This window comes from Sulfitobacter sp. 1A12157 (assembly GCF_043557345.1).
In the GTDB taxonomy this organism is placed as follows: Bacteria; Pseudomonadota; Alphaproteobacteria; order Rhodobacterales; family Rhodobacteraceae; genus Sulfitobacter.
Genome location: NZ_JBIFFV010000008.1, coordinates 70,358 through 96,496 on the forward strand (window position 1 = coordinate 70,358; position 26,139 = coordinate 96,496).

Genomic DNA, 26,139 nt, shown 5'->3' on the forward strand with positions numbered 1-26,139 from the left:
TTACATCGCTGTCGCCGTTTCCGTCTGCGCCAGAATGCCCAACCGCGTGAAGGCCCGTTCGAGGTCGCGGTCGCCGAAGGGTTTTTGAACCACGGCGCAGCGGCCCAGTGCTTCGGCGGCGGGGACTTCCGCTTGGCCAGTGGCAAAGATGATAGGCATATCGGGATGTTCAGCCCGGACCCGGATGGCGACCTCTTCGCCCGAAATATCCGGCAGGCCCACGTCGATCAGCAGCGCGTCATACGCCCCGGTTTGCAGCCTGTCCAAGGTTTCCTGCCCCGATGCGGTTTCCGTGACTTCGGTCCCAAGCCCGCTGAGGATATCCGCCAGATCAAGCCGGATCAGCGCGTCGTCTTCGCACAGCAGCACGTGACGGGGCCGCGCGGAATGCTCTTGTGGCGGGGTCTCGGTCTTGGTCGTGGCGGCAGGGGCCGAGGAGAGCGCTTCGCGCACCTTGATCGCCAAGGCGTCTTTGGTGAAGGGTTTGGCAAGGAACTGCACCCCGGCGTCGACCCGGCCATCGCGCACAATCGCATCGCGCGAATAGCCCGAGATGAAAAGGATCGGCAGATCGGGCCGCTCGGCCTGAAGGGTTTCGGCCATGTCGCGGCTGCTGAGTTCGCCAGGCATGACCACGTCCGATATCACGAGGTCGAATTCAGGCGCTTGCCGCGCCGCCTTGAGCGCTGCCGTGGGGTGTTCCGCGGTGCGCACGCTATAGCCCAAATCGGTCAGCAAAGCGGCGGTGGCATCGCGCACCTCGGCGTCGTCTTCGACCAGCAAAAGCGTCTCAGTCCCGCCCACGATCTCGGAGGGGTCATGCCACTGCAAAGGCTCCGCCTCCGTCTCGGCCCGTGGCAGCAGCAGCGTCACCGTCGTGCCTGCGCCGGGGCGGCTGGCGATGGTCACCCGCCCGCCTGATTGCCGCGCAAAGCCATAGACGGTGGAGAGGCCCAGCCCGGTGCCCTTGCCCACGGGTTTGGTGGTAAAGAAGGGGTCAAAGACCTTGGCCAGCGTCTCGGCCGGGATGCCCGGCCCGTGGTCGATGACTTTGACTTCGACGTAATCGCCCGCCACCATGTCGGGCTCACCAAGCAGTTCCTTGGGCCCGATATGCCGGTTTTCGACCGCGATCTTCAGCTTGCCGCGCCCCTCCATCGCGTCGCGCGAATTGATCACGAGGTTCAGCACCGCGTTTTGGGTGCTCGCGGCATCGGCATAGGCGGGCCATAGGGCCTCGGGCGTGTCGATCTCGACCGCCATCCCCTCGCCCAAGGCGCTGCGCATGATGTCGTCGATATCCCGCAGCAGATCGCGTAGGTCGATCGAGCGGGGCTGCAGCGGCTGGCGGCGGCTGAAGGCAAGCAGTTGCGAAGAGAGCGACGCACCGCGCTCTACCGCGCGCATCGCCGCATCGAGCCGCAGCCTTGCGGGCGAATCCGCGGCGATCTCACGCGCGGCCATGGTCAGGCTGCCCGTCATCACCTGCAACAGGTTGTTGAAGTCATGCGCGATGCCACCGGCGAGATTGCCCACCGCCTCGACCCGCTGGCTCTGCGCCAATCGGTCATGCAGCTCTTCCAACTCGCGGTTGCGTTTCTCGACACGCTCTTCCAACGTCGTGTTGAGATCGGCCAACTGGCGCGACAGTTCTTTCTGCTCGTGAATGTCGGAATTGGTGCCGACCCAACGCATCAAGGCGCCTCGGTCATCCCGGATCGGCGCGGCGCGCACCAGATGCCAGCAATAGGCTCCATCGGCCCGCCGCAGGCGAAACTCGGTCGCATAGACCGTTCCGGTCTCCACCGCATGGGCCCAAGCCGCAATCGTCTCGGCGCGGTCATCGGGGTGAATGATCGTCGGCCAAGCGTCGCCCACCAAACTGCCCGGTTCCACCCCCGCAAAGGCATAGACCTGATCGCTGATCCAATCGAGCTGCCCATCGGCGGTGGCGGTCCAGACATGGACCGGCATGGTATGAGCCATGGTGCGGAACCGCTCCTCGGCCTCGCGCAGCCGGGTTTCGGCAAGCTTATGGGCGGTCACGTCATTGCCTTGGATCACGATCCCAATCGTCTCGCCCCGCACGTTGTCGAGCGGTTGGAAAACGAAATCCACCACGACACGTTCCGCCGGACCATCGGCGCGGCGGCGCACCCAGGCCTCGGCCCCCTGTTCACTGACGGCCTCTCCGGTCCGATAGACTTCGTCCAGCATTTCGAAAAAGCCCTGGCCTGCGATCTCGGGCAGGGCTTCGCGGACGGGCTTGCCGATAAGATCCCGTTGGCCCACCAGCTGCATATAGGCGGCGTTGACCGTGCGGAAGACGTGGTTCGGCCCCATGAGGGTGACCATGAAGTTCGGCGCCTGTTCGAAGATCATTTTGAAAAGATTGATCCCGGTATCAAGCTCAAGATTCTGCTGGGTCACCTCATGGGCGCGGCGCAGCACGGCGGCTTGGGCCGGGATTGGCCCCTCGTCAACCGTCGTTTCGGCGGTGTAAATCTCGGTGATGTCCTGCGTGTGCTGCAAAACGAACTCGACCTCACCCTCGGGGTCCAAGATCGGCGTATGGGTCGCACTCCAATAGCGGTCTTCGGTTGTCCCATCGGCGGTGTCGATCGGATAGGGAATGACCGGCAGGTGATCGGTGGTGCCGTCGCGAAACACCCGCTCAAAAGACGCCCGCAACATCCGCCCCGACTCGCTTTCAGGGTCCGAGGGGAACTCTTCGAAGAGGTTTTTCCCAATAAGCCCCTCCATCTTGCGGTCCGTCACCTGCAGATAGGCGTCGTTGGCCCAGACGACCCGAAGCGCACTGTCCAACAACACGAAGGGGGACGGCGCGGCTTGGAGGATTCTTTCAAAGTCGTGATTCATCTTTGGGGGTCTTCTATTCAATGAAAAGTGCTGATCGGCAGGCCGAAGGGCGCAAGGACGGTGCCCGCGGCTGACAAGCGGTGCCCGCCACGCCGGGGCGGATTTCGAATGCGGGTCTACATGTCATCCTATCTTGGAACTGTCGGTTTTGGGCAATGGCGCCGCTGCGTTTCAAACGCGTTTCGGGCATAGTTAGCGCGCAATCTGCCGAACGCCAGAATTTCGCGCATATTTTGCATGGCCTTGCACTCCGCGCTGAGTTTGCGATGAATGGAGTGGCAGCGATGGGCTGGCCCGGCTGGCCGCGCAGCCGATTGACCATTGCCCTTTGCCCATTTCACCCCCGCCCTTACCAAAGCCATTCAGGACCCCCGCATGACATTCCGCTTCATCCACGCGTCTGACCTGCATATCGGGCGCAAATTCGCGAATATTCCGCAAGCGCCCGATGGCAACATCCGCGGGCGTCTGATGGAAGCGCGGCATGGCGCCATTGCCAAACTGGCCCAAGCCGCGCGGGATCACGGGGCGGCGCATGTTCTTTTGGCGGGCGATACATTCGACACCGCCACGCCCTCGGCCAGCGTGCTGCGGCAGGCGCTCGGCGCCATGGGCGAGGCGGCAGAGGTGACATGGTGGCTCCTGCCCGGCAATCACGACAACCTGCGCGATGCCGAACCCCTGTGGGAGACGATCGCCCGCGATGCGCCCCCCAATCTGCGCGCCCTTGCCAAGGCCGCCCCGGTCGAAATGGCCGAGGGTGTCAGCCTCTTGCCCTGCCCCGTCGCCTTTCGCGCGGGCGCCAGTGATTTAAGCGCCCCGCTGGACCGGATGCAAAGCCCCGAAGGCCATCTGCGCATCGGCCTTGCCCATGGCGGGGTGACCGATTTCACCGACAGCGGAGAGGCCATTGCGCCGGATAGGGACCAGCGCGCGCGGCTCGACTACCTCGCCCTTGGCGATTGGCACGGGCGGATGGCCGTCTCGGACCGGGTGCACTACTGCGGCACGCCCGAGCAGGACCGTTTCAAACACGGGCGCCGTGGCGTCTGCCTTGCGGTCGAACTCGCAGGCCCCGGCGCGCGGCCCAAGGTCGCAGAGGTCGAGATCGGCAGTTTCCTGTGGTCGGAGGCCGAGGTCACGCTGCACCCCCGGCAAGATGTCGCGGCGGCTTTGCAAGCGCTTTTACCCGCCACAGGGCGCCGGGACCACCTTTTGCGCGTCAAGGCGGGGGGCTGGGCGCGCCTTCCCGATCACGCAGCGCTTGACCGCGCGGCCCAGGCCTGCGCCCCCGATTTCGCCCATTTCGAACTGCTGACCGACAGCTTGGGCACGCAATATGAGACCGCGGACCTCGATGAGATCGACCGCGGCGGCGCGCTGCGCATGGCGGCGGACATCTTGGTGAGTGAAGCTCAGTCCGACAGCCTTCCTCAATCCGACCGAGACGTGGCCGCCGACGCGCTGGCCCGGTTGCACGCCTATGTGCAGGGGGCCAAAACATGAAAATCCGCGCCATCACCCTCAACAACGTGCGCCGTTTCACCGACCCCGCGCAGGTCACCGGAATTGGCGATGGGATCAACGTGCTGAGCGAGCCAAATGAACACGGCAAATCCACCCTCTTCGACGCGATACAGGCGCTGTTTTTCAAACCCTTCGGTTCGCGCGACAAAGAGGTTTCGGCCCTGCGCCCCCATGCGGGCGGCGCGCCCGAGGTCACCATCGAGGTCGAGACCGAGGCGGGCCATTTCGTTCTGCACAAACGCTGGTTTCAAAAGCCCCTCGCCACCGTGCAGCGCGACGGCAAGTTGATCGCGCAGGCGGATGAGGCCGAAGCCTGGATCGCGCAGCTATTGGGCGGCGATGCGGGTGGCCCCTCGGGGTTGATCTGGGTGCGGCAGGGGATGACCGCGCTGACCGGCGGCACGACCAAGGAAGAGAAACTGGCGCTGGAGGCGCGGCGCGATCTGATGACCTCGGTCGGGGCCGAGGTTGAGGCGATGACCGGCGGGCGGCGCATGGACAAGGCGCTGGCGCAATGCCGCGAAGAGCTGGCCCAATACGCCACCAGTACCGGACGCCCACGCACCGGCGGGCCGTGGAAAGAGGCGCAGGATCAGGTCGAGACGCTGACGGCCACGCGCGATCAACTGGCCGCCACCGCACGCGAGTTGCAGGACGCTTTGGCCGAACGCCAGCGCGCGCGGCGCGCCTTGGCCGAGCTTGAAGCGCCCGAGGTGGTCGCCGAACGCCGCGAAAAGCTTGAGGCCGCCCGCGCCGCCCATGCCGCCGCGACCCGCCACGCAGAAGAGATGGAGGCGCTGGACCGGGCCGTGGAACTGGCCCGCCTCAATGCCGAAAGCGCCACTTCGCGCCTCGACAGCTACCGCGCCGGAGAGGCCGAGCAAAAGGCCGCCCGCCGCGCCGAAGCCGCAGCCCGCCAAGCGGCGGAGGCGGCCCGCGCCGCCCTGTCAGACCGCCGCGCCACGTTGGAGGCCGCAGAGGCCGCCGCCGACGCTGCCCGAACGGCGCTGAAAAAAGCCGAGGATGACCACCGTCACGCGCTCCGCGCCCGTGCCGCGCGCGATGGTGCTGACCGACGCCATGCGCTCGAAGCGCGCATCAAAGAAGCCGAAGATGCCCGCCGCCGGATGGAGACCGCCAGTGCCGCTGCCAAATCCGGCCCGGACGCCCCGGCGCTGCAACGGTTGGAACGGCTATCCGCCGAACTCTCTGCCAGCCGCGCCGCCCGCGATGCCGCGGCCCCGCAGGTGACGGTCCGCTACGCCCCCAATCAATCGGGCGCCATCCACGGCGATGATGGCCCCTTGGCCGATGGCACCCCCCTGCCCCTGCCCCGCCGCACCATCCTGAAGATCGACGGAATTGGCGAATTGGAAGTCGAGCCCGGCGCGGGGGGCGGTGAGGATGGCTCGGTCGACGCCGCCGCGGCCCGGTTGCAGACCGCCCTTGACGAGATCGGCGCGGCGGATTTGATGCAGGCCCGTGCCGCCGGGGCGGCGCGGGTCGAGGCCGCCGCGCGGCAGGGAGAGGCGAAAGCCGTGCTCGCCAGCCTCGCCCCCGATGGGATCGACGCGCTGCACCAAGCGCTCGCCGCCATTCCTGCGCCGGAAGAGGTCTCGGGCGCGCCCGATCTGGCGCAGGCCGAAGACGCGCTGCAAACGGCGCAGGCCGCACATGAACGCTGCCGCATCGCGCGCGAGACCGCCGCCGAGGCGTTGGCCGATGCCAAGGCCGATGCCGCGGGCAAGGAGGCGCAGCTTGCCTCGCTCACCGACCGGTTGCAGCGCGCCGAGGCGCGGCAGGCGAAGCTGGGCGATGCCACCGAAGAGAACCTCGCCGCCCAAACCGTCACCACTGCCGCCGCGCTGGAGGCTGCCCGCCTCGCCTATGCCGAGAAGGCCAAGGACGCGCCGGATGCGGCCAGCCTTCAGGCCGCGCTCACCCGCGCGGAATCGGTCGAGACGCAGGCCCGAGAAGAGATCGCCCGCCTGCACCCCCTGCTCGCCCGGCTGAGCGAACGCATCACCCGCGCCTCGGGCGATGCGGTGGAGGAACGGCTGGCCGAGACCGAAGACCAGTTGCAAGCCGCCGAAGCGGCCCTTGCCCGCATCGCCCATGAGGTCGCGGTGCTGACCCGGCTGCAAGAGGCCTTGCAACAGGCCAGGAACGAGGCGCGCGAGCGCTATTTCACCCCCATCGTCAAGGAACTCAAACCGCTGCTGCAACTGCTTTGGCCCGATGCGGAACTGACATGGGGTGAGGAATCGCTTTTGCCCCATGCGCTGATCCGCGAGGGCCGGGAAGAGCCGATCGAGGTGCTTTCGGGCGGCACGCAGGAACAGGTGGCCCTGCTGGTGCGGCTGGCCTTTGCGCGGATGCTGGCCCGCGCGGGGCGTATCGCGCCGGTGATCTTGGACGACGCGCTGGTCTTTACCGATGACGACCGGATCGAGCGGATGTTCGACGCGCTGCACCGGCAGGCGGGGGATATGCAGATCATCGTCCTAACCTGCCGCCAACGCGCCTTTCGCGCCCTTGGCGGACAGGCTTTGCGGTTGCAGGCAGTGACCCCCTGACCCCATGCACCGGGGGCAGTATGCGCGAATGAACTTTTCCCCCCGTTCTGCGTTGGCCCCCTAGCATGGGCGATGCGCAGGGCATTCGGGGGGAAGACATTGAACGATATCACCGCGATTAGACGGCTGTTGGAGGTGCTGGTTCTGATCGCCCTCTTCGTGACTGCCTATTTCGCCAAGGATCTGCTGCTGCCGATCCTACTGGGGTTCCTCCTCGCGCTGACACTGAGCCCGCTGATCCGCTCTTTGGAGAAGTTCGGTATTGCCCCGCCGCTGGGTGCCGTGCTGCTGATTGGCTGTGTCGGGCTGATTATCTTTGTGCTGGCCGGCCTGTCAGCGGGCACAGTCGCCAGCTGGTCCGACGAAATCCCCACCATGGGCAACGAGATACGGCGCAAGTTGCAAGGTTGGGCGCAAACGGTGGAGAACGTCCGCTCGGCCACTGAACAGGTCGAACAGATCGGCACCGAGAATGGCAGCGGCAAGCCCGAAGAGGTGGTGGTCAAACAGCCCGGCCTGCTGGACAACGCCATGAACACCGGCGCGCGGATCGGCGGCACCGTGGCAGTTGCCTTGGTCTTGGCGCTGTTCCTGCTGGCCTCAGGCGATCTGTTCTACCTCAAGCTCGTGCAGTCATTCCAGACTTTCACCGGCAAGAAACGCGCGTTGAAGGCGGTTTATGACGTAGAGCGCCGCGTGTCGCGCTACCTGCTGACCATCACCATCATCAACGCAGGTCTGGGCATTTCGGTGGGGCTCTACCTCTTCGCGCTTGGACTGCCGGTGCCTTACGTTTGGGGCTTGGCGGCGTTCTTGCTGAACTTCCTGCCCTATATCGGTGGGGTGATCGGCGCGGTGCTCGTCGGGGCCTATGCCATCGCGACCTTCGACAGTGTCGGCTATGCCATCCTCGCTCCGGTTGGCTATCAAATCCTCACCGGGATCGAGGGGCAGTTCATCACCCCCTACCTTGTGGGGCGGCGGTTGGAGTTGAACACCGTGGCGGTGTTCCTCACCGTGGTCTTTTGGGGCTGGCTTTGGGGGATTGCGGGCGCGCTGGTGGCGGTGCCCTTCCTCGTCGTCTTCAAGGTGGTCTGCGAGAACGTGACTGCACTCAACATGATCGGGCATTTTCTGGATAAATCCGCGCCCGATGTGGCGGCAACCGCGGCGGATGAACCCGCCGCGGAAAAGCCCGGTGGCTAGGGCCGCCTATCCCGCGAGGGACGGCAGCCAAAGCACGATCTGCGGGAAGGCGACCAAGAGGCCGATGGTGACCGCGTCGGCGACGAAGAAGGGCATCACGCCGCGGAACACGTCCTGCACACTGAGGTCGGGGCGCACACCAGCGACGACAAAGCAGTTCAGGCCGATGGGCGGGGTGATCAAACAGAACTCCGCCATCTTCACCACCAGAATGCCAAACCAGATTGCGCACATCGGACCCGACATGCCAAAGGCGCTGTCGGCGGCCGAGACCATCTCGCCCCCGTTGAGCGCCATGACCGCCGGATAAACCACCGGCAGTGTCAGCAAGAGCATCCCGATGGCGTCCATGAACATGCCCAGCACCGCATAGGCCAAGAGGATGCAGATCAGGATCAGCATCGGCGAGGTTTCGAGCGAGGAGATCCAATCGGCAAAGGCACCCGGCAGATCAGCAAAGCCAAGGAAACGCACATAGATCAGCACGCCCCAGATGATGGTGAAGATCATCACCGTCAGCTTCGCGGTCTCCAAAAGCGCGTCCTTCAACTCGGCCAGCCGCATGCCGCGAAACACCGCCATGCAGAAGACGATGAAGGCGCCCACGGCCCCGCCCTCGGTCGGGGTGCCCCAAGCGTCACCGAAGGGGTTGTAGACGAAGAAGATGATGATCACGACCACGGCAACGATCGGCATCGCAGCGGGGAGTGAGGCAAAACGCTCGCCCCACGTAAAGCCGCGCACCGGCGGGCCGACGCTTTTCCAGATCATCGCGATGCCGATGATCAACACCGCATAGACCACCGCCGAGAAGGCACCGGGCACGAAGCCCGCCAGCAGCAGCTTGCCCACGTCCTGCTCAACGATGATGGCATAGATCACAAGGATCGCCGAGGGCGGGATCAATGAGGCGAGCGTGCCCCCTGCCGCCACGACACCGGCTGCGAATTGCTTGTTGTAGCCGATCTTGAGCATTTCGGGGATGGCGATACGGGCGAAAACCGCCGCCGTCGCGACCGATGCGCCCGACACCGCGGCAAAGCCTGCCGTGGCGAAAACGGTCGAGACCGCCAGACCGCCCGGCACCCAAGCGAACCAACGTTTCGCCGCCTCGAAGATCGCCTTGGTCAGACCCGCGTAATAGGCAAGAAAGCCGATCAGGATGAAGGTCGGGATGAGCGAGAGTGTCTGGCTCGACACTTTGGAATGCGGCACCTGCCCCGCCGTCTTGACCGCCACGGTCAGCGCCCAGCCGAACTGGTCCCATTCCATGCCCTTTTTGGCCCAAAAAATCCAGATCAGGCCGACAAGACCCGCCATGGCCGCGGCAAAGGCCACCCGCATGCCAAGCACTACCATAACGAGCATACCGCCCGAGACCCAAAGGCCGATTTCAATAGGCTCCATCAGTCACGTCCATCCAGTTGTTCGGCCTCGGCCATTGCTTGTTCCGCCGCCGATTGCACCAGCGGCACGGCCACAGGGCGTTCCAGCCCCAGCACCAAGGCCCGGCCATAGCCCCAAATTTGCAGGCAAAGCCGCAAAGAGATCACGACGAACGCCAGCGGCACCACGAGCTTGCTGGGCCAGATCGGCAGGCCGATGTCGATCGAACTGTCGCGGCTCCACAGCGGGGCGTTCAGGTCAAAGCTGCGGTCGAAATGTGCCCAGGCACCCCATGTGAGCGCCAGCATCAGCAAAAGGATCAACACCACCGACAGCAGTTCCGCCGCCCAAAGCGCGCGGCCCCTAAGCTGGCCAATCAGGATGTCCATGCGCACATGGCCGCCCATGCGTTGGGTATAGGCGATGCCCATGATGGCGATGAAAGGCATCGCCGCTTCGATCCAGTCGACATAGCCCGCCAGCGGCGTGGAAAAGAACTTGCGCCCCCCCACCGACCAGACGGCCAGTACCATCAGTGAGAAAACGGCAAGCCCCGAGATCAGGGCAAAGAAGGTTTCCAGCTTCAGCAAGCCCCGGTCGAGGCGGCTGAGGAGGCTGCTGTCCTCCAGCACGGCGGATGATCCGGCCATCGGCTCTCCTTTTCAGAAAGTCTGTTTGTTGCGTTTTAGAAGTCGAAAGGGCCGCGCGGTCAATCCGCACGGCCCTCACAGTCATGCCCGGCTGGGCTTAGTTCGAAGCACGCTCTTTTTCCAGCGTCTCCATCACGAGGTCATAGAGTTCCTGACCCGGGATGCCCTGCGCTTCCATGCTTTCGATCCATGCTTCGCGCGCGGGATCGGCGGCTTTCTCTTTGAACTCGGCGATCACTTCGGGAGAATACTCAACCTTTTCAACGCCCTTTTCTTCGAGGATGGCGTCCCATTTCTTGAGCAGTTCGGCGTAGTTGGCAAGGTAGTGATCCAGCGCCTCATCGACCGAACTGTCCAGCGCTTCGCGCTCTTTGTCGCTCAGCATTTCATAGGCGTCGATGTTCACCACCACGGGGCAGTTCACGGTGCCGGGGTTGAGGTTCGCGGTCCACCATTCAGCCTTGTTGATGGTGCCAAAGGACAGATGCGCGTGCTGGGCGAAGGCCACGGTATCGACGACACCCGATTCCATCGCGTTATAGGCTTCCGAAGAGGTCACCGAGGTGGGCACGGCGCCGACGGCTTCAAAGGCTTTGCCCAGACCGCCGGTGGCGCGGACGCGCATGCCGTCGAAATCTTCGAGCGTGGTGCGCGGATCGCCGGTGCCGACAAGGTTGTACTGCGGCATGGGCGAGGTCATCAGCATTTTCGCGTTCCACTGCGCCATCTCCTCGGCGACGGCGGGGTGGTCATAGACCGCTTTGGAAACGGCAACTTCCTCTTCAAGGTTGCTCACCCCCAGAAACGGCAGTTCCAGCACGGTGATCGCGCGATTCTTGTCGGCGTGGTAGCCGGCACAGAACTGCGCCATCTCGAAAGCGCCGATGGAGATACCATCGAGGTTTTCGCGGTTCTTGGACAGGCCGCCGTAGCTGACATTGATGGTGAATTCGCCGTCGGTCTTTTCAGAGACCAGTTCGGCAATTTTTTCCACATGTTCGGTGAAGGCGCGGCGCTTGCCCCAGACCGAGGCGTTCCATTCGGTCGCAGCAGCTTCGCTTACAAAAGCGACACTCAGCGCACAGGCGGCGGCACCGCTCAGCAGATTTTTCATGATGGCTCTCTCCCATAGTTGCCGCCCTTGGATGGGCGGATTGGCGCACAGGCTACCCCGCGGGGGCTGGCCTGCCAACCCCGTCATGCCGCGCAAATACGACAGCCGCAAGACAGTAGCGCCAAGTTTGACTGGCAAGGCTTTGAAAAACCGCGCCAATCACCGGGCAAGAGCGAAAAATTTACAGGAATCGCCCCGATCGGGAAAAACCTTTACAGGCAAGCCCTTGTAATCCAGTTGCTTATTCCCTTCTTTTCACGGGCCGCTATGATCCGGCTGAGGAGGACGCCACGGCCACCGGGTTAGACCCGCGCCCCGTGGTGATGCGAACATCAAGGGAGGAACCACCATGTCCGACGCCACCGCCAAGACCTATCCGCCATCCGCCGACATGGCCGCCCGGGCCCATGTGGACGCGCAGACCTATGACAAGATGTACCAAGCCTCGGTCACCGACACCGATGTGTTCTGGCGCGAACAGGCGCAGCGGATCGACTGGATCAAACCCTTCACCCAAGTGCGCGACGTGAACTTCGACCTCGGGTCGGTCAGCATCAATTGGTTCGCGGATGGAGAGCTGAACGTCAGCGCCAATTGCATTGACCGCCACCTTGAGACGCGCGGCGATCAGACCGCGATCATCTGGGAGCCCGACAGCCCCGAAGATGAGGCCAAACATATCAGCTACCGCGAGTTGCATAGCGCTACCTGCCGCATGGCCAATGTGCTGCGCGATCTCGGCGTGGGCAAAGGCGACCGCGTGATCATCTATATGCCGATGATCCCCGAAGCCGCCTATGCCATGCTGGCCTGTGCGCGGATCGGGGCAATCCACTCCATCGTCTTTGCCGGGTTCTCGCCTGATGCGCTGGCCGCCCGCGTCAACGGCTGCGAAGCCAAGGTGGTGATCACCGCGGATGAGGCCCCGCGCGGCGGCAAGGCCACACCGCTCAAGGCCAATGCAGACAAGGCGCTGGCGCAATGCGATGCTTCCGTGCAATGCCTCGTGGTGCGCCGCACGGGCGGTGACGTGGCATGGGATAATGCGCGCGACCGCGATTACAACGCACTGATCAAGGATGCCGCCGAGACCTGCGAAGCGGAGGCGATGGGCGCCGAAGACCCCCTTTTCATCCTCTACACCTCAGGCTCCACCGGTCAGCCCAAGGGTGTGGTCCATACCACCGGCGGCTATATCACCTATGCGGCGCTGACCCATGAGGTGACCTTCGATTACCACGAGGGTGACATCTACTGGTGCACGGCGGATGTCGGCTGGGTCACCGGGCACAGCTATATCGTCTATGGCCCGCTCGCCAATGGCGCCACCACGCTGATGTTCGAGGGCGTGCCGACCTACCCCGATGCCAGCCGGTTCTGGCAGGTCTGCGAAAAGCATAAAGTCACGCAGTTCTACACCGCCCCCACCGCGATCCGCGCATTGATGGGGCAAGGCAAGGACTATGTGACCAAAAGCGATCTGTCCTCACTGCGCATCCTCGGCACCGTGGGCGAGCCGATCAACCCAGAGGCGTGGAACTGGTATCACGAGGTCGTCGGCCAGAACCGCTGCCCCATCGTCGACACGTGGTGGCAGACCGAGACCGGCGGCCATCTGATGACCCCCCTGCCCGGCGCGCATGACATGAAACCGGGGGCCGCGATGAAGCCCTTCTTCGGCGTTAAACCGGTGGTGCTGGACCCGACATCGGGTCAAGAGATCGAGGGCAACCCCGCCGAGGGCGTGCTGTGCATCGCCGACAGCTGGCCGGGGCAGATGCGCACCGTCTGGGGCGATCACGAAAGGTTCGAAAAGACCTATTTTGCCGATTACCCGGGCTATTACTTCACCGGCGACGGCTGCAAACGCGATGCCGATGGCGACTATTGGATCACGGGCCGCGTCGACGATGTGATCAATGTCTCGGGCCACCGCATGGGCACCGCCGAGGTGGAAAGCGCCCTCGTCGCCCATGACAAAGTGGCCGAAGCCGCCGTCGTCGGCTACCCGCATGACGTCAAGGGCCAAGGCATCTATTGCTATGTCACCCTGATGAGCGGTGAGGCGCCTTCCGAAGAGTTGCGGGCCGAGTTGCGAAACTGGGTCCGGCAAGAGATCGGCCCCATCGCCTCGCCCGATCTGATCCAATGGGCGCCGGGCCTGCCGAAAACACGTTCGGGCAAGATCATGCGCCGCATCCTGCGCAAGATCGCCGAGGATGATTACGGCGCTTTGGGCGACACCTCGACATTGGCGGATCCCGGCGTGGTGGACGATCTGATCGACAACCGCATGAACCGCTGACACGCTGCGCGGCGCGGGTGGCTGCCTGCCCCCCGCGCCGCGTTGCATGAGAAAGAGAGACATGGACCAAACCGCCCCCCAAGTACCGCCTCCCGCTTCCGCGGCGGAATGCGACGCCGCCCTGCCGGATATCCTCGCCGCGCCCAAGGATGGCGCCGTGATCGAAGAGCTTTGCTTTCGCCCCGATTACGGGGAGCGGGATTTCCGTGATAAGCTGGAGCTGACCGTCGCCCAAGGCATCCTTGGCGAACGGTGGACCAAGAAACCTTGGCTGACCCTGCCCGATGGCAGCCCCGATCCGCGGATACAGGTTTCCATCCTGCCCAAACGCGTGATGGACCTTTGCTGGCGCGACCGCGCAAACACGCCCCACCCCGGCGATACGATGGTGGTGGACATGGACTTGGGCCAAGAGAACCTGCCCGTCGGCACGCGGCTGCAGGCTGGCTCGGCAGTGTTGGAGGTAAGCGACAAGTTCAACAACGGCTGCATCAAATGGCGCGACCGCTACGGGCAAGACAGCCTGCGGTGGATCAATGAGCAGGAAAACCGCCCGTATCGGTTGCGCGGTGTCCTTTGCAGGATCGTGCAGGACGGCACCGTTCGGCGCGGGGACCGGTTGATCAAGCTCTGAGGTCTCTCAAGTACGAAAGGGCCGCCCCCGAGGGACGGCCCAGATCATCACTAGAAATGCGCTCGCGCGGCTCAACCTTCGACGCGCTGCAGGTTGATCTCACCCACACCCACGGCAAAGTTCACGCCGGTTTGCGCATTCACACTCAGCGGCTGAAGCGCCAATGTGTTCTCGGAGCCGCCCGTCATCAGGTTGGCCCCTGCGCCAACACCGACGGTCGCCTCGGCAGACACACCTTTGTAGCTGCCGTTCAAACCACCTTCGGCATATTCCTGTTCGGTCGGGGCGAGCACCAGCCAGGACATCTGCCCGTTCTGGGTCTTGCCGATATCGACGCCCCAGCGGTTGATTTCGCCCACATAGGTCTCATCTTCGAGACCTTCCTGAACGGGGTTGAAGGTGCAGGTCAACTCGCGGGTGGAGCCGAACACGAAGCCGGTGCCATCGCCAACGTCGCAAGACAGGGAGCCGACCTCGACGTGGTCGACGGTCTCATTGTCATCGGCCATCGCGGTGGAGCCGAAAGCGGTGGCGCTCAGAAGGGCCGCGCCGAGGGTGAGTTTGCTTGCATTCATCATCTTTATCACTTTCCGGCGCGACGAGACGCGCCTTTTCTGCTGTGAACGGCATTCGGGTGCCTCGGACAGGCGGTGCAGGTCACCTGCCCCGCCCCTTTCAGACAGCCAGCATCGGCACCGCTTGGCGCCGATGATGCCTCTCATCGCAGGCACAACGCCCGGTCTTGGCAGCGGTTCCAGCCATGATTGCGGGGGCGAAATTTCGCCCAGCCGGGCCGCCGCGCAACGCCCCGGCACCGCTGGACAAATCAGCCGCCACATGGCACCGCTTGTCGCTATGAGTGATGACCTGATCCCCTTCGCGCCCGACAGCGGCGATGCCCCGGCGCTGCGCCGTGCCTTCGGGCGTTTCGGCACCGGCGTGACCGTGGTGACCGTGAAAACCGCCCATGGCCCTTTGGGGATGACTGCGAATTCCTTCGCCTCGGTTTCGCTCGACCCGCCCTTGGTGCTGTGGTCGCCTGCGATCTCTTCCAAACGGCACGACAGTTTCACCTCGGCGGCGTCCTTTTGCATTCACGTTTTGGGCGCGGATCAAGAGGATTTGGCCCAGCGTTTCGCAAGCCAAGGCCATGACTTCTCTGGTTTCGACTGGGCGGAGGATGCCGCCGGTGTGCCCACTTTCGCAGGCTGCCTCGCCCGGTTTCACTGCGCGACCTATGCCGTGCATCCGGCGGGCGATCATTCGCTGATCTTGGGCCATGTGCAACAGGTCGCTTTGCGCGAGGATGGCGCGGCGGGCTTGATGTTCGACCAAGGCCGCTATGGCCACTTCACCCCCCGCGACGAGGGCTAAGAAAAAGGGCGCCCCGGAGGGCGCCCCTTTCACTCAATAGTCCCGTTCAAAGAAGATGCCGATGCTGCTCTCGCCGTCCGAGCCCAAGGTGCCCTTGGCCGTCAGGCTTTCGGTGATATCGAGGTTGAGCGACACCTCTCCCGTGCCATCCGAGGCCGCCGTCACATCGGTATAGATATTGTCGGTCAGGTATTTCCCCAGCCGCAGCGCCGTGGCGCCGTCGTCGGTGGTGGTCACATCCAGATCGTCGAGGCCAAAGCCCTCCCGCAGGTTGCCGATCACCCCCTCACCGCCGCGCCCTGCAAGGGTTGCCACGGCACTGGCCAATTGCAACGCCTGAAAGGCCGAGATTTCCGAGATGTTGCGCCCGAAGAGGAGCTGCGACAGCACCTCGTCCTGCGGCGCGGCGGGGGTGGATTCGAACGTCACCTCTGGCTCATTCGCCGGGCCGCTCACGATGACACGTACCTCCCCCGCTTCGGTATCGGTCGAGGTGACGAAGCGGATATAGGGGATGAAATCACCCTGAAACTGGACCGACCCTTCGTCGAGCAAGAAGCGCTTGCCCAAGATATCGAGCCGCCCGCGGATCAACTCGAACCGCCCGGCCGAGATGATGCGGTTGGTGGTGCCGCTGAGGTTCAGCGCCCCGCCCAGTTCCGCATCCAGCCCGCGGCCCCGGACGTAAATCCGGTTCGGCGCGTTGAGTTGCAGGTTCAGCCCGAACCCGGGGCCGGACGCCTCCGCCGCGGGATCATCCCCGGCCTCGGCCCCCTCCAACCCGGCCTTCCGGCGGGTTGCCAGCACATCGGCGGGCGCGTTGACATGGGTGATCTGCGGGATGTCCCCGATCGAGGTCAGACCGGTGGCTGGCACTTGAATATTCGTCTCGCCCGCATTGATCACCCCGGTGATCTGCGCCCCTCCGCTCAAAGGTCCAGCAAGCCGCAGATCGCCGTTCAGTGTGGTGCTGTAAAGGCTCGGGTCCGCATAGACGAGATTGCGCAGGGTCACGCTAATATCCGCAGGCAAGGCCGGTGTCAGGGTGATCGCCCCCGCCACGCGCAGCGCTCCGCCATCGACGGCCTGACCGGTCACATTAAGCTGCGCCCGGTTGTTGCCAAGCTGGATATCCGCGTCGATCCCCCGCAGCGCCACCCGCAGGTTCGGCGCAGTGAAGGTCGCGCCGCTGGTGGTGATGCGCCCGCTGACCGAGGAGAGTTCCGCCGGGCCGTTGATCTGCAAATCAAAGCGCGCCTGCCCCTGCAAATTGCGCGGAGCCAGGAAGGGGCGCGACAGACCAAGCGGCGCATTGCCCGCGATATCGAGGTTCAGCGTGCCATCGGGGTTCACCAGCCCAGCCACCGTCGCCTGCGTGCCCGCGGGGCCGTTGGCGTTTGTGTCGATGCGCCACGCCTCCCCCTCGCGCCGGGCCGACCCTGCAACGCTGAGCGGGCCGTTCACCTGTTCCACCAAGGCGCCGATGTCGGGCATGTTCAACTGGAAATCGACCGCCGCATTGGGGCCGGTGACCAAGCCTTCGACCGTCGCCCGCGCGCCGTAAGGGCCGCTGGCGCTGGCATCGAGGACCACGCCGTTTTCGGTCTGACGCGCCACGCCATTGGCCGCGAAAGAGCCCGTGACGCTTGGCACCAGCGGGTTCACATTGGGCACCGAGACATCGAACCGAAGTGAGACCTCACCGGTCACCAGCCCTTCGACCATAGCGCGGCTGCCATAGGGGCCATCGGCGCTGACATCCACGGCGATGCCGTCATCGGTCTGGCGGATGTCGCCCGAGGCCGAAAGCGGGCCGTTCACGCCGGGGGCGATGGGGCTGAGGTCCGGCACGGACAAATCAAAGCTGAGCGCCATATTCGGGCCGGTGGCCAGCCCTTCGACCACGGCACTGCTACCGTAGGGGCCGCTCGCGGCGACATCCACGGCTATGCCACTCTCCTGCTGTCGCACGGTGCCTTGGGCCGCCAGCGGCCCGTTCACCCCAGGGGCCAGCGGGCTGACATCCGGCAAAGTCAGGTCAAAGCGCAGCGCCATGTCCGGCCCCGTCGCCAAGCCTTCGATCGCGATGCGGCTGTCATAGGGGCCATTGGCGATGGTATCGACGACAAACCCCTGTTCGGCCTGCTCCAGCGTGCCGCTGGCCGAAACCCCGCCGTTGATCTGCGGGACGAGGGGTTGGATATCAGGCAGCGACAGGTCAAAGGCCACATCGACGCGCGGCGTGACCAGCCCTTTGACCGAGGCCTGCGCTTCCAACGGGCCGCTGGCATCGGTGTCGATCTCCCACCCCTCCGGCGTCTGGCGCAGGGCGCCCTTGGCGGTGACGGGGCCGGTGATATCCGCCTCGGGCAGGAAATCCTCGATCCGGGGGATATCGGCGGTAAAGTCGATCTGCGCATCCGCGCCCGTGGCCAGGCCCGAGACGGTCAGCGCCGCGTCATAGGGGCCATCGGTGACCGCGTCGACAACCCAGCCGCGCGGCTCTTGCACCGCTGTCGCCTTGACGGCGATGGGGCCTTCGTATTGCGGCAGCACCAGCCCGACATCGGCGAGCGTGAAATCCAAGGCGGCGCGGCTGTCTTCGCTGCGTAGCGCGACATCGCCCGTGAGGTTCAGCGCATCGTTCTTCAATTCAAGATCGCGCAGGAAAGTCCCCGTTTCGTTGCGTTTCGCCACCATGCTGAGGCTGGTCCTTCCTGTCAGCACCGCATCGGCCTGTTCGATCCCGATCTCAAGGTCATCGGTGCCCCCGGCAATGGCCAGATCGAACATGCCGCCCAAGGGCGTCACCGTCCCGTTTAGCGCCAGCGCCGTGGCGCCCGCGATATCGCGGCCCGCCAGCGCGGAAAAGCGGCTGATATCCTGCGCTTCGAGCGTCATCTTCAACTGAGTGAGCAGCCCGCTATCCACCCCGTCGATCGCGGCTTCGCCGGTCAGGCCATAGTCTTCGCCCGATAGGGTCAGCCCGTTGATTTCAATCGGTTCACCTTCGACAAAACGGATCTCGGCACTGCCGGTGATCGCATCGCCGATGGCCTCGGCGCTTGCCGGGTCGGTCAGCGTCAGACCCTCGGTGGCAAAGGTCACATCGCCGAGGAATTGCCCCAGACTGCCAAGGTTGCCTTCAAGAATACCGTCGAGCGCCAGTTGCGTCCGCGCGATTTGCAGCGCGCCCGTGTCCAGCCCGGTGATGTCGAAGGCGCCGTCAAAACGGTCGCCATCGGCGGCATCGTAATCCACCCGCAGGGTCACGGCCTCGACCCGCGTGCCCTCACCCGAGACCGGCAAAAGGGTCGAGGTGCCATCGGGGTTCGCGATCCGGCCCGAGATGTCGATCAGCGTCGGCCATTTCTCTTGATTCAATGTGACCTGCCCCTGCAGATCGACGGAATTCGCGGCAAGGGCAAAGCTGCTGACTTCTACCGCACCGTTGCTTTCCAGCAGCGCATCCAGTGCCAGCCGCACGTCCTCGCCGAAAAAGTCACGGTAGCGCGGGGCGAGCAGCGCAGTAATGTCGCCGCCGATATCGGCCTGAATGCGGCGGTCCGGTGTATCGCTGGCGCGGCGCGGGGCCTGCGTGCCAAGGGTCACCTGCCCGGCCAAACGCTCTTGTCCATCGGTGGCGATGGTCACATCGGTCGCGAAATCATCCAGCGGTCCTGCGCCTTTGACGGTCATCTGCACCGAAGGCTGCCCCGGCAGGTTCAACAGTTTCGCGGCAATGCCTTCGGGGTCTTCGCTAAGGTTCAACAGTAGGTCCAGCACGCTTTCGGTACGGTCGAAATCCGCCTGAATGTCGAACTCACCCTTCTTGCCATCGGTGCGGCGGGCCTGAAAATCGACGATGCCCACCGTATCGGTCAGCCGCGCATTGGCGCTCACCGAAAGCTGCGCCGCCTCGCCCAGGATCGGCTCGCCCAGGTTGATCTCATCCACCGAGAAATCCGCGATTTCGATGGAAACGGGCAGATCGGGCAAGGCAAAGGGTTTGGCCTCTGCATCGGGCAGATCGACTTCGTTGCTGACCGGCAAGCGCTCGACATCCAGCCGCCCGGCGGTGAGTTGCTCGACCTCCAGCCGTCCGCGCAGCAGGGCCGAACGGTTCCAATCCAGCACCACCTCTTCCAGCGTCAGCCAGACGCCATCGTCATCCGCAATCGTCATCCGGTCAAAGGAGGCCGCCGAACTCAGCGCCCCTGCGAATCCGTCGATGCTGACGGTGCGGCCCGCGCCGCTTAGCGCATCCTGAATGGTCCGGGTGAGAAAGCCCTTGTCATCATCCTGTGCCATCGCCGGTGTGAGGCAGGCCAAATAGACAAAGCTGGCGGTGAAAATCTGCAAAAACTGTCGCATTAAAACGCCTGTCCAATCCCGATATAGACTTGGAAATCTTCGTCAACGTCCGGCCCCGATGTGGGCACGGCCACGTCCAGCCGGATTGGCCCGATGCCCGTGGCATAGCGCAGACCTAGACCCGCGCCTGAGTGCCAAGTGCCTGATCCGTCGTAGAGTTCTTCCGACCCGATATAGCCCGCATCGGCAAAGCCCACGACGCCGATCTTCTCGGTCAGGGCCACGCGCGCCTCTGCGGAAAGCCCGACAAAGCTGCGCCCGCCCACGGTGTCGCCGCTTGGCAGATCAACACCGAGCGACTGATAGGGCTGCCCGCGCACGGTGCCGCCCCCGCCGGAGTAAAAGAGGTAATCCGCCGGCGCTTCGGACAGATCCGGCCCCGCGACCGAGCCAAGCTGCCCCCGGAAAGCCAGCGTCACCGGGCGCTCCGTCCCGAAGCTGCGGTAGTAGCGCGCATCCAGATAAGTGCGCAGACCGCTTTCAGAGCCCGACAGAGCAACGAAAGGCGTGATGTTGGCATCGATGTAATAGCCTTCGGTCGCGTCCAACTCCTTGTCGCGATAGTCGAACTCGGCTCCCAGCGGCAGGGTCAGCAGGGTGTATTGGTTGGTGCCGAAGGCGTCTTCGGTCTCGGCCACACGCAGGCCGAGGCCCGCGGAATAGGTGCGGTTTTGATTGGCGATCCGCTCGATCCCCGCTTCTAAATCCAGCTGGCGCGAGAAATAGTTCACCTCGTCAAGCTGTTCCAATGTGGCCAGCGCGTAGAAATTGGTATCTTCATTAAAGGTCGCCGGGCGTTCGAACCGGGCGGAGAGCGTATAGTCCTCGCCCCCCGAATTGCCGCCGATCCCTTCGATCTCAGCCGAGAGGCGCAGCCGTTCGGCCCCGCCCAGCAGATTGCGGTGCAGCCAGAAGGTGCTTAGCGTCAGCCCTTCGAGCGAGGACAGTTCCGCGCCAAAGCCAAAGCGGTGCTTGGGCGCTTCGGTCACCTGCGCGGTGATGGGCAGCGTGTCGTTGGGGCCGATCCGATCCGCCTCGATCAGGGACACGGCATCGAACGCGCCGGTGCGGCGCAGCCTCTCGGTGGCCAGTTCCAACTCTTCGGGAGAGAAGACCTCCCCCTCCGGCAGGCCCGCGATCTCGATCAGCCGCGCGGTGCGCACGTCTTGGTTGCCAGTCACGGTCAGCGCGCCAAAGCGCAGCTTTGGCCCCGGTGCCAGCCGCAGGGCAGCGTCGATCTGGCGGAGGCGGTGTTTGGCGACAAGATCTTGATCCGCCAATGCCGCCTTCGCGTGGCCCACATCACGCCAGCCGCTCACCCCGGCCGAGACGGTTTCCTTCAGGACGCCAAGGCTCGCGGTCTGCCCGGTGGCGAAGCCCTCAGGCAATTCGGTGCCCGGCGCGATGGGCGCGATGCGGGCCGCGCCAAAGCGGAACTTCGGCCCCGGGTCCACCGTGATCACGGCCCGGTCGATGCGGCGCGGCGGTTGCACAGGGGGAATCGCCGCGGCATCGACGCCATCCAATGTGATCTTGAGCGTCGGCCCGAAATACCCGTTGTCGTAGAGCAGCGCCAAAAGCCGCCCATAATCGGCCTGTGCCGCGGCAACCAATTCCTGCGGCGTGGCAGGCTCGGCATCCTCGTCAGTCTGTTCGGCCAACAAGGACCCATCGCGTAGCGTGGCATAGAGGTCCGAATCCGCCGCGATGCCCGTGATGGCCAGTTCGGCGGCCTGTGCCGCCGCCCCCCCGCCAAGAAGTAGTCCAAGAGCGAGACAAAGCGCCGCCCCTTGAGTCTGCCCTTGTTGCGCCACGCGCTACCCTCCTTGCGTTTCGTCACCCCGGTTTTCGCGCCGGTTCTCCTTTGCCCGCCCAAACGGGCCTTATTCTCAGCCACCGTTAAACGGCATTGCCGCCTTGGCTGCAAACACTCTGCCGGGGGAATCGCGCGATGAGAACGGCCTGCCCCGCCCCGCGCAGGTATGACGCGCGAAATCGGCAAGATACCGCGCAGCAGGAGTGTAGGCTGACCACGGCAAGAGACGAGGGCAAAATCAATTTTTCTTTCAGGGGGTCCGACCATCGCTTTGCATGGCAAAGCATGGTGGTGCGGTCGGAGAGACTCGAACTCTCACGGGTGTTACCCCACAGCGACCTCAACGCTGCGCGTCTACCATTCCGCCACGACCGCACGCCATGGTTGGTGGGCGGGGTTTAGCCAAAGACCAAGGGCTTGTGAAGAGGCAATCTGCAAATTTTTTCAAAGCGTTTCAGAAAGCGGGTTTAGCCCCCGATTTTCCGCAAGCGCCACCCTGATCACAATCCCCTTACCGCCATGCAATCTAACGGCTCAACCGTTGAAAGCGCGCGTTCGGCAGGTCATCTGTGAGGCAAGCAACAAGGATCACGCCATGCCCGCAGACACCGCCACCCCCACAGATACCCCCACCGTACAGATCGACATCGTATCGGATGTGATGTGCCCTTGGTGTATCGTGGGCTACAAGCAACTTGAGCAAGCGCTCGGCACGGTTGGCGTTGGCGCTTTTGTGCGTTGGCACCCCTTTGAGTTGAACCCGCAGATGGCCGCCGAGGGTCAGAACATGGCCGAACATCTGGCCGAGAAATACGGCTCCACCCCTGCCCAATCGGTCGAGAATCGCAAGCGGCTGACCCAGCTGGGCCAAGACTTGGGCTTTACCTTCAACTTTTCCGACTACACGCGGATGCAAAACACCTTTGCCGCACATCAACTGCTGACATGGGCGCAGGTTCAAGGGCTGCAACACCCGCTGAAGATGGCCCTTTTTGACGCGCATTTCACCCAAGGGCGCAATGTGAACGATACCGATGTCCTTGCCGATATCGCAGCATCCGTCGGGTTGGACCGGGATGAGGCGCGCGAGGTGCTCCGCAGCGGCAGCTTTGCCGAGCAGACCCGCGAAGCGCAGCAATTCTGGACATCGCGCGGCATCTCCGGCGTGCCGTCGATGATTTTCGAGGGCAAATACCTGATCACCGGGGCGCAGGGGGCTGAAAACTACGCCCAACTCCTGCGCAAGGTCTTGGAGGAACGCAACGCCCCCGCCTAACCGGTGCCTCTGGCGGCGCGGCGCGAGTCTTGCTAAAGCATCCCCATGGTTGAATGGATCATCACCGACGGCTTGACCGATTACCGCAGCGCCGAGGCGTGGATGGAGGCACGTGCCACCGCCATCGCCGCCGGCGAGGCCGAGGAATGCATCTGGCTGGTCGAGCATCCCCCGCTCTATACCGCCGGCACCTCGGCGCGGTCCGAAGACCTGACAGAGCCCGACCGCTTTCCCGTCTACCCCACCCGGCGCGGCGGGCAGTATACCTACCACGGGCCGGGGCAACGTGTGGCCTATGTCATGCTCAACGTCGCCGCCCGGGGCCGCGACGTGCGCTGTTTTGTGCGTCAGCTCGAAAATTGGGTCATCGCCACTTTGGATCAGTTCAACCTGCGCGGCGAAATTCGCCCCGGTCGCGTGGGCGTTTGGGTGCAACGGCCCGAGAAACCCGCCCAGCCCGATGGCAGCCCCGCCGAAGACAAGATCGCCGCCATTGGAATCAGGCTGCGCAAATGGGTCAGCTTCCACGGCATCAGCATCAATGTGGAGCCGGACCTCAGCCATTTTGGCGGCATCGTTCCCTGCGGCATCACGAACCACGGGGTGACCTCACTGGTTGATCTGGGCCTGCCCGTCACGATGGACGATGTCGATCTCGCCCTGCGCGCCACCTTTGATGAGGTCTTTGCCAGCGACCCCACAGGCAGCTGCGACATCACCCCCTAACAGCGGCAAAGCACGCACCAAGCGCCCCAAAGGCCGGATTTTACGGCGACAGCCACAGCGCAAAAAATACCCACCCTGCGACCATCGCGCCCATTGCCCCCGCGAGACGGTCGCTCTAAAACGGGCGCGACACCGCATGTGCCGCCTATGGCGCCATGTGTCCAATTCATTTGCAGGAGGCACCGCATGGCAGACGCAGCCATTCACGGCCAAGATCATCACGACGACCGGGGGTTCTTTACCCGGTGGTTCATGTCCACCAACCACAAAGATATCGGTATTCTGTACCTTATCGTCTCGGCCTTGGTCGGTCTTATTTCGGTGGCATTCACCGTCTACATGCGCCTTGAGCTCATGGATCCGGGCGTTCAATACATGTGTATGGAAGGTGCGCGTTTCATCGCGGATAGCTCTGCCGCCTGTACGCCAAACGGTCACCTGTGGAACGTGCTGATCACCGGCCACGGCATCCTAATGATGTTCTTCGTCGTGATTCCCGCGCTCTTCGGCGGTTTCGGCAACTACTTCATGCCGCTGCAAATCGGCGCGCCGGACATGGCCTTCCCGCGGATGAACAACCTCAGCTTCTGGCTCTATGTCGCGGGCACCACCCTCGCGGTCTGCTCGCTGCTGACACCCGGCGGCAACGGTCAGCTCGGCTCCGGCGTGGGCTGGGTGCTCTACCCGCCGCTTTCGGTCCGCGAAGCGGGCATGTCGATGGACTTCGCGATCTTCGCGGTGCACGTCTCCGGTGCCTCCTCGATCCTCGGCGCGATCAATATGATCACCACCTTCCTGAACATGCGTGCCCCCGGCATGACCCTGTTCAAAGTGCCGCTCTTCGCATGGTCGATCTTCGTCACAAGCTGGCTGATCCTCCTGTCCCTGCCGGTTCTGGCGGGCGCGATCACCATGCTCTTGATGGACCGCAACTTCGGCTTCGCCTTCTTTGACCCCGCAGGCGGTGGTGATCCGATCCTCTACCAGCACATCCTGTGGTTCTTCGGCCACCCCGAAGTCTACATCATCATCCTGCCGGGCTTCGGCATCATCTCCCACGTCATCGCGACCTTCTCGCGCAAACCGGTCTTCGGCTACCTGCCGATGGTCTGGGCAATCATCGCGATCGGCGCTCTGGGCTTCGTCGTCTGGGCGCACCACATGTACACCGTGGGCATGACCCTGAACCAGCAGGCCTACTTCATGCTGGCCACCATGGTCATCGCGGTGCCAACGGGGGTAAAGGTCTTCAGCTGGATCGCCACCATGTGGGGCGGCTCGATCGAGTTCAAAACACCGATGCTCTGGGCCTTCGGCTTCCTGTTCCTCTTCACCGTCGGTGGCGTCACCGGCATCGTGCTGAGCCAGGCCGCCGTGGACCGCGCCTATCACGACACCTACTACGTCGTGGCACACTTCCACTACGTGATGTCGCTCGGCGCCGTCTTCGCCATCTTCGCGGGCATCTACTTCTACCTGCCCAAGATGACAGGCCGTATGTACCCCGAATGGGCAGGCAAGCTGCACTTCTGGGCAATGTTCATCGGTGCCAACCTGACCTTCTTCCCGCAGCACTTCCTGGGCCGCCAGGGCATGCCACGCCGCTACATCGACTATCCTGAGGCATTCGCCTACTGGAACCAGTGGTCCTCGATCGGCGCCTTCCTCAGCTTCGCCTCCTTCCTCTTCTTCTTCGGGGTGATGGCCTACACGCTGACCCGCGGCGCACGCTCCACCGCGAACAACCCGTGGAACGAATTCGCGGATACCCTGGAATGGACCCTGCCCAGTCCGCCGCCCGAACACACGTTCGAGCAGCTCCCGAAACAGGAAGACTGGGACAAGCAGCACAGCCACTAAGCTGACCCAACCCAACAAAGGCCCCGTTTCCGCGGGGCCTTTTCTTTTTCCGCCACAGGCCCTCCGCGATCGCCACCACCCCCTTATCTTCATCCTTTCTCAAATACCCTCGGGGGTCCGGGGGCAGAGCCCCCGCCTTGCGCAAATTTTTCTACCAAAAACCGCATTTCCCTCTTGAAGCCCCCCGCCCCAATAGGTATCTCGCCCTCACCAGACGGTAAGCGGGCGTAGCTCAGGGGTAGAGCATAACCTTGCCAAGGTTAGGGTCGGGCGTTCGAATCGCCTCGCCCGCTCCATCTGGACTTCACAGGGTCGCATCTTCGGATGCGGCCCTTTGTGTTTTCCGCCCCCAAAACCTTCCCAAAAAAACTGCCGCGCGACGCTCAGATCGCTTCATTTCCCTCTTGCAGCCCCCAGCGGGAATGGGTATTCCCC

Annotated in this window: 16 protein-coding genes and 2 tRNA genes; 10 read left to right on the forward strand and 8 right to left on the reverse strand. The window is 63.9% G+C overall.

The annotated features are described in order from the left end of the window. Entirely contained in the window at positions 1-2,880 is a 2,880-nt protein-coding gene (locus tag ACGYLC_RS13960; protein WP_394423399.1) for a response regulator, read from the reverse strand. A gap of 375 nt (positions 2,881-3,255) precedes the next feature. Here ACGYLC_RS13960 and ACGYLC_RS13965 point away from each other — a divergent pair, with 375 nt between their 5' ends. The 3 genes from ACGYLC_RS13965 to ACGYLC_RS13975 all read left to right on the forward strand — a co-directional run bounded on the left by ACGYLC_RS13965 (position 3,256) and on the right by ACGYLC_RS13975 (position 8,189). Beyond that, entirely contained in the window at positions 3,256-4,386 is a 1,131-nt protein-coding gene (locus ACGYLC_RS13965) for an exonuclease SbcCD subunit D (RefSeq protein ID WP_394423400.1), read from the forward strand. Continuing rightward, complete coding sequence (locus ACGYLC_RS13970; protein ID WP_394423401.1) at positions 4,383-6,983, forward strand: chromosome segregation protein SMC; 2,601 nt, start codon at positions 4,383-4,385, stop codon at positions 6,981-6,983. The genes ACGYLC_RS13965 and ACGYLC_RS13970 overlap by 4 nt, the downstream gene beginning before the upstream one ends. 99 nt (positions 6,984-7,082) lie before the next feature. Further along, positions 7,083-8,189, forward strand: a complete 1,107-nt coding sequence (locus ACGYLC_RS13975) for an AI-2E family transporter (RefSeq protein WP_394403384.1) — start codon at positions 7,083-7,085, stop codon at positions 8,187-8,189. A gap of 6 nt (positions 8,190-8,195) precedes the next feature. Here ACGYLC_RS13975 and ACGYLC_RS13980 read toward each other — a convergent pair whose 3' ends face one another. From ACGYLC_RS13980 to ACGYLC_RS13990, 3 genes are all read right to left on the reverse strand, one after another. Further along, positions 8,196-9,596, reverse strand: a complete 1,401-nt coding sequence (locus ACGYLC_RS13980) for a TRAP transporter large permease (RefSeq protein WP_394403383.1) — start codon at positions 9,594-9,596, stop codon at positions 8,196-8,198. Then, positions 9,596-10,225 (reverse strand): TRAP transporter small permease subunit, encoded by a 630-nt coding sequence (locus ACGYLC_RS13985; protein ID WP_394403382.1) that lies wholly within the window; start codon positions 10,223-10,225, stop codon positions 9,596-9,598. The genes ACGYLC_RS13980 and ACGYLC_RS13985 overlap by 1 nt, the downstream gene beginning before the upstream one ends. A 97-nt stretch (positions 10,226-10,322) precedes the next feature. Beyond that, positions 10,323-11,339 (reverse strand): C4-dicarboxylate TRAP transporter substrate-binding protein, encoded by a 1,017-nt coding sequence (locus ACGYLC_RS13990; protein ID WP_394423402.1) that lies wholly within the window; start codon positions 11,337-11,339, stop codon positions 10,323-10,325. A 349-nt stretch (positions 11,340-11,688) separates the two neighbouring features. Here ACGYLC_RS13990 and acs point away from each other — a divergent pair, with 349 nt between their 5' ends. Continuing rightward, complete coding sequence (gene acs, locus ACGYLC_RS13995; protein WP_394423403.1) at positions 11,689-13,644, forward strand: acetate--CoA ligase; 1,956 nt, start codon at positions 11,689-11,691, stop codon at positions 13,642-13,644. A gap of 61 nt (positions 13,645-13,705) precedes the next feature. After that, entirely contained in the window at positions 13,706-14,278 is a 573-nt protein-coding gene (locus ACGYLC_RS14000) for an MOSC domain-containing protein (RefSeq protein ID WP_394423404.1), read from the forward strand. Positions 14,279-14,349: 71 nt separating this feature from the next. On the opposite strand, the gene ACGYLC_RS14005 is transcribed toward ACGYLC_RS14000, so the two are convergent. Further along, positions 14,350-14,856, reverse strand: coding sequence for a DUF992 domain-containing protein (locus ACGYLC_RS14005; RefSeq protein WP_394423405.1), 507 nt, complete (start codon positions 14,854-14,856; stop codon positions 14,350-14,352). Positions 14,857-15,133: 277 nt separating this feature from the next. Between ACGYLC_RS14005 and ACGYLC_RS14010 the strand changes: the two genes are divergently transcribed. Further along, positions 15,134-15,652, forward strand: coding sequence for a flavin reductase family protein (locus ACGYLC_RS14010; RefSeq protein WP_394423406.1), 519 nt, complete (start codon positions 15,134-15,136; stop codon positions 15,650-15,652). Positions 15,653-15,685: 33 nt separating this feature from the next. On the opposite strand, the gene ACGYLC_RS14015 is transcribed toward ACGYLC_RS14010, so the two are convergent. The 3 genes from ACGYLC_RS14015 to ACGYLC_RS14025 all read right to left on the reverse strand — a co-directional run bounded on the left by ACGYLC_RS14015 (position 15,686) and on the right by ACGYLC_RS14025 (position 22,217). Further along, the gene (locus ACGYLC_RS14015) at positions 15,686-20,026 is read right to left on the reverse strand and encodes a translocation/assembly module TamB domain-containing protein (protein WP_394423407.1); all 4,341 of its coding nucleotides are present in this window, start codon (positions 20,024-20,026) and stop codon (positions 15,686-15,688) included. Next, positions 20,026-21,840 carry an autotransporter assembly complex family protein gene (locus ACGYLC_RS14020; protein ID WP_394423408.1) on the reverse strand — a complete coding sequence of 605 codons (1,815 nt, stop codon included), beginning with the start codon at positions 21,838-21,840 and terminating at the stop codon, positions 20,026-20,028. The genes ACGYLC_RS14015 and ACGYLC_RS14020 overlap by 1 nt, the downstream gene beginning before the upstream one ends. Before the next feature lie 291 nt (positions 21,841-22,131). Next, positions 22,132-22,217, reverse strand: a tRNA-Leu gene (locus tag ACGYLC_RS14025). A 220-nt stretch (positions 22,218-22,437) separates the two neighbouring features. On the opposite strand from ACGYLC_RS14025, the gene ACGYLC_RS14030 reads away from it, so the two are divergent. The 4 genes from ACGYLC_RS14030 to ACGYLC_RS14045 all read left to right on the forward strand — a co-directional run bounded on the left by ACGYLC_RS14030 (position 22,438) and on the right by ACGYLC_RS14045 (position 26,000). Further along, a complete protein-coding gene (locus ACGYLC_RS14030; protein WP_394423409.1) occupies positions 22,438-23,118 on the forward strand; it encodes a DsbA family oxidoreductase in 681 nt (226 codons plus the stop codon). Between the two features lie 45 nt (positions 23,119-23,163). Then, entirely contained in the window at positions 23,164-23,844 is a 681-nt protein-coding gene (lipB, locus tag ACGYLC_RS14035) for a lipoyl(octanoyl) transferase LipB (protein WP_394423410.1), read from the forward strand. Between the two features lie 186 nt (positions 23,845-24,030). Then, positions 24,031-25,704: a cytochrome c oxidase subunit I gene (ctaD, locus tag ACGYLC_RS14040; RefSeq protein WP_067261244.1), complete on the forward strand. Its 1,674-nt coding sequence runs from the start codon at positions 24,031-24,033 to the stop codon at positions 25,702-25,704. A 221-nt stretch (positions 25,705-25,925) separates the two neighbouring features. Then, positions 25,926-26,000: transfer RNA gene (locus ACGYLC_RS14045), tRNA-Gly, on the forward strand. Positions 26,001-26,139: the final 139 nt, after the last annotated feature.

Coding starts and splice junctions, on each gene's coding strand:
- ACGYLC_RS13990 (WP_394423402.1), bottom strand. CDS start 11,339: ATGAAAAATCTGCTGAGCGGTGCCGCCGCCTGTGCGCTGAGTGTCGCT.
- ACGYLC_RS14000 (WP_394423404.1), top strand. CDS start 13,706: ATGGACCAAACCGCCCCCCAAGTACCGCCTCCCGCTTCCGCGGCGGAA.
- ACGYLC_RS14010 (WP_394423406.1), top strand. CDS start 15,134: ATGAGTGATGACCTGATCCCCTTCGCGCCCGACAGCGGCGATGCCCCG.
- ACGYLC_RS14005 (WP_394423405.1), bottom strand. CDS start 14,856: ATGATGAATGCAAGCAAACTCACCCTCGGCGCGGCCCTTCTGAGCGCC.
- ctaD (WP_067261244.1), top strand. CDS start 24,031: ATGGCAGACGCAGCCATTCACGGCCAAGATCATCACGACGACCGGGGG.
- lipB (WP_394423410.1), top strand. CDS start 23,164: ATGGTTGAATGGATCATCACCGACGGCTTGACCGATTACCGCAGCGCC.
- ACGYLC_RS13965 (WP_394423400.1), top strand. CDS start 3,256: ATGACATTCCGCTTCATCCACGCGTCTGACCTGCATATCGGGCGCAAA.
- ACGYLC_RS13970 (WP_394423401.1), top strand. CDS start 4,383: ATGAAAATCCGCGCCATCACCCTCAACAACGTGCGCCGTTTCACCGAC.
- ACGYLC_RS13960 (WP_394423399.1), bottom strand. CDS start 2,880: ATGAATCACGACTTTGAAAGAATCCTCCAAGCCGCGCCGTCCCCCTTC.
- ACGYLC_RS13980 (WP_394403383.1), bottom strand. CDS start 9,596: ATGGAGCCTATTGAAATCGGCCTTTGGGTCTCGGGCGGTATGCTCGTT.
- ACGYLC_RS14015 (WP_394423407.1), bottom strand. CDS start 20,026: ATGCGACAGTTTTTGCAGATTTTCACCGCCAGCTTTGTCTATTTGGCC.
- ACGYLC_RS14030 (WP_394423409.1), top strand. CDS start 22,438: ATGCCCGCAGACACCGCCACCCCCACAGATACCCCCACCGTACAGATC.
- acs (WP_394423403.1), top strand. CDS start 11,689: ATGTCCGACGCCACCGCCAAGACCTATCCGCCATCCGCCGACATGGCC.
- ACGYLC_RS13985 (WP_394403382.1), bottom strand. CDS start 10,225: ATGGCCGGATCATCCGCCGTGCTGGAGGACAGCAGCCTCCTCAGCCGC.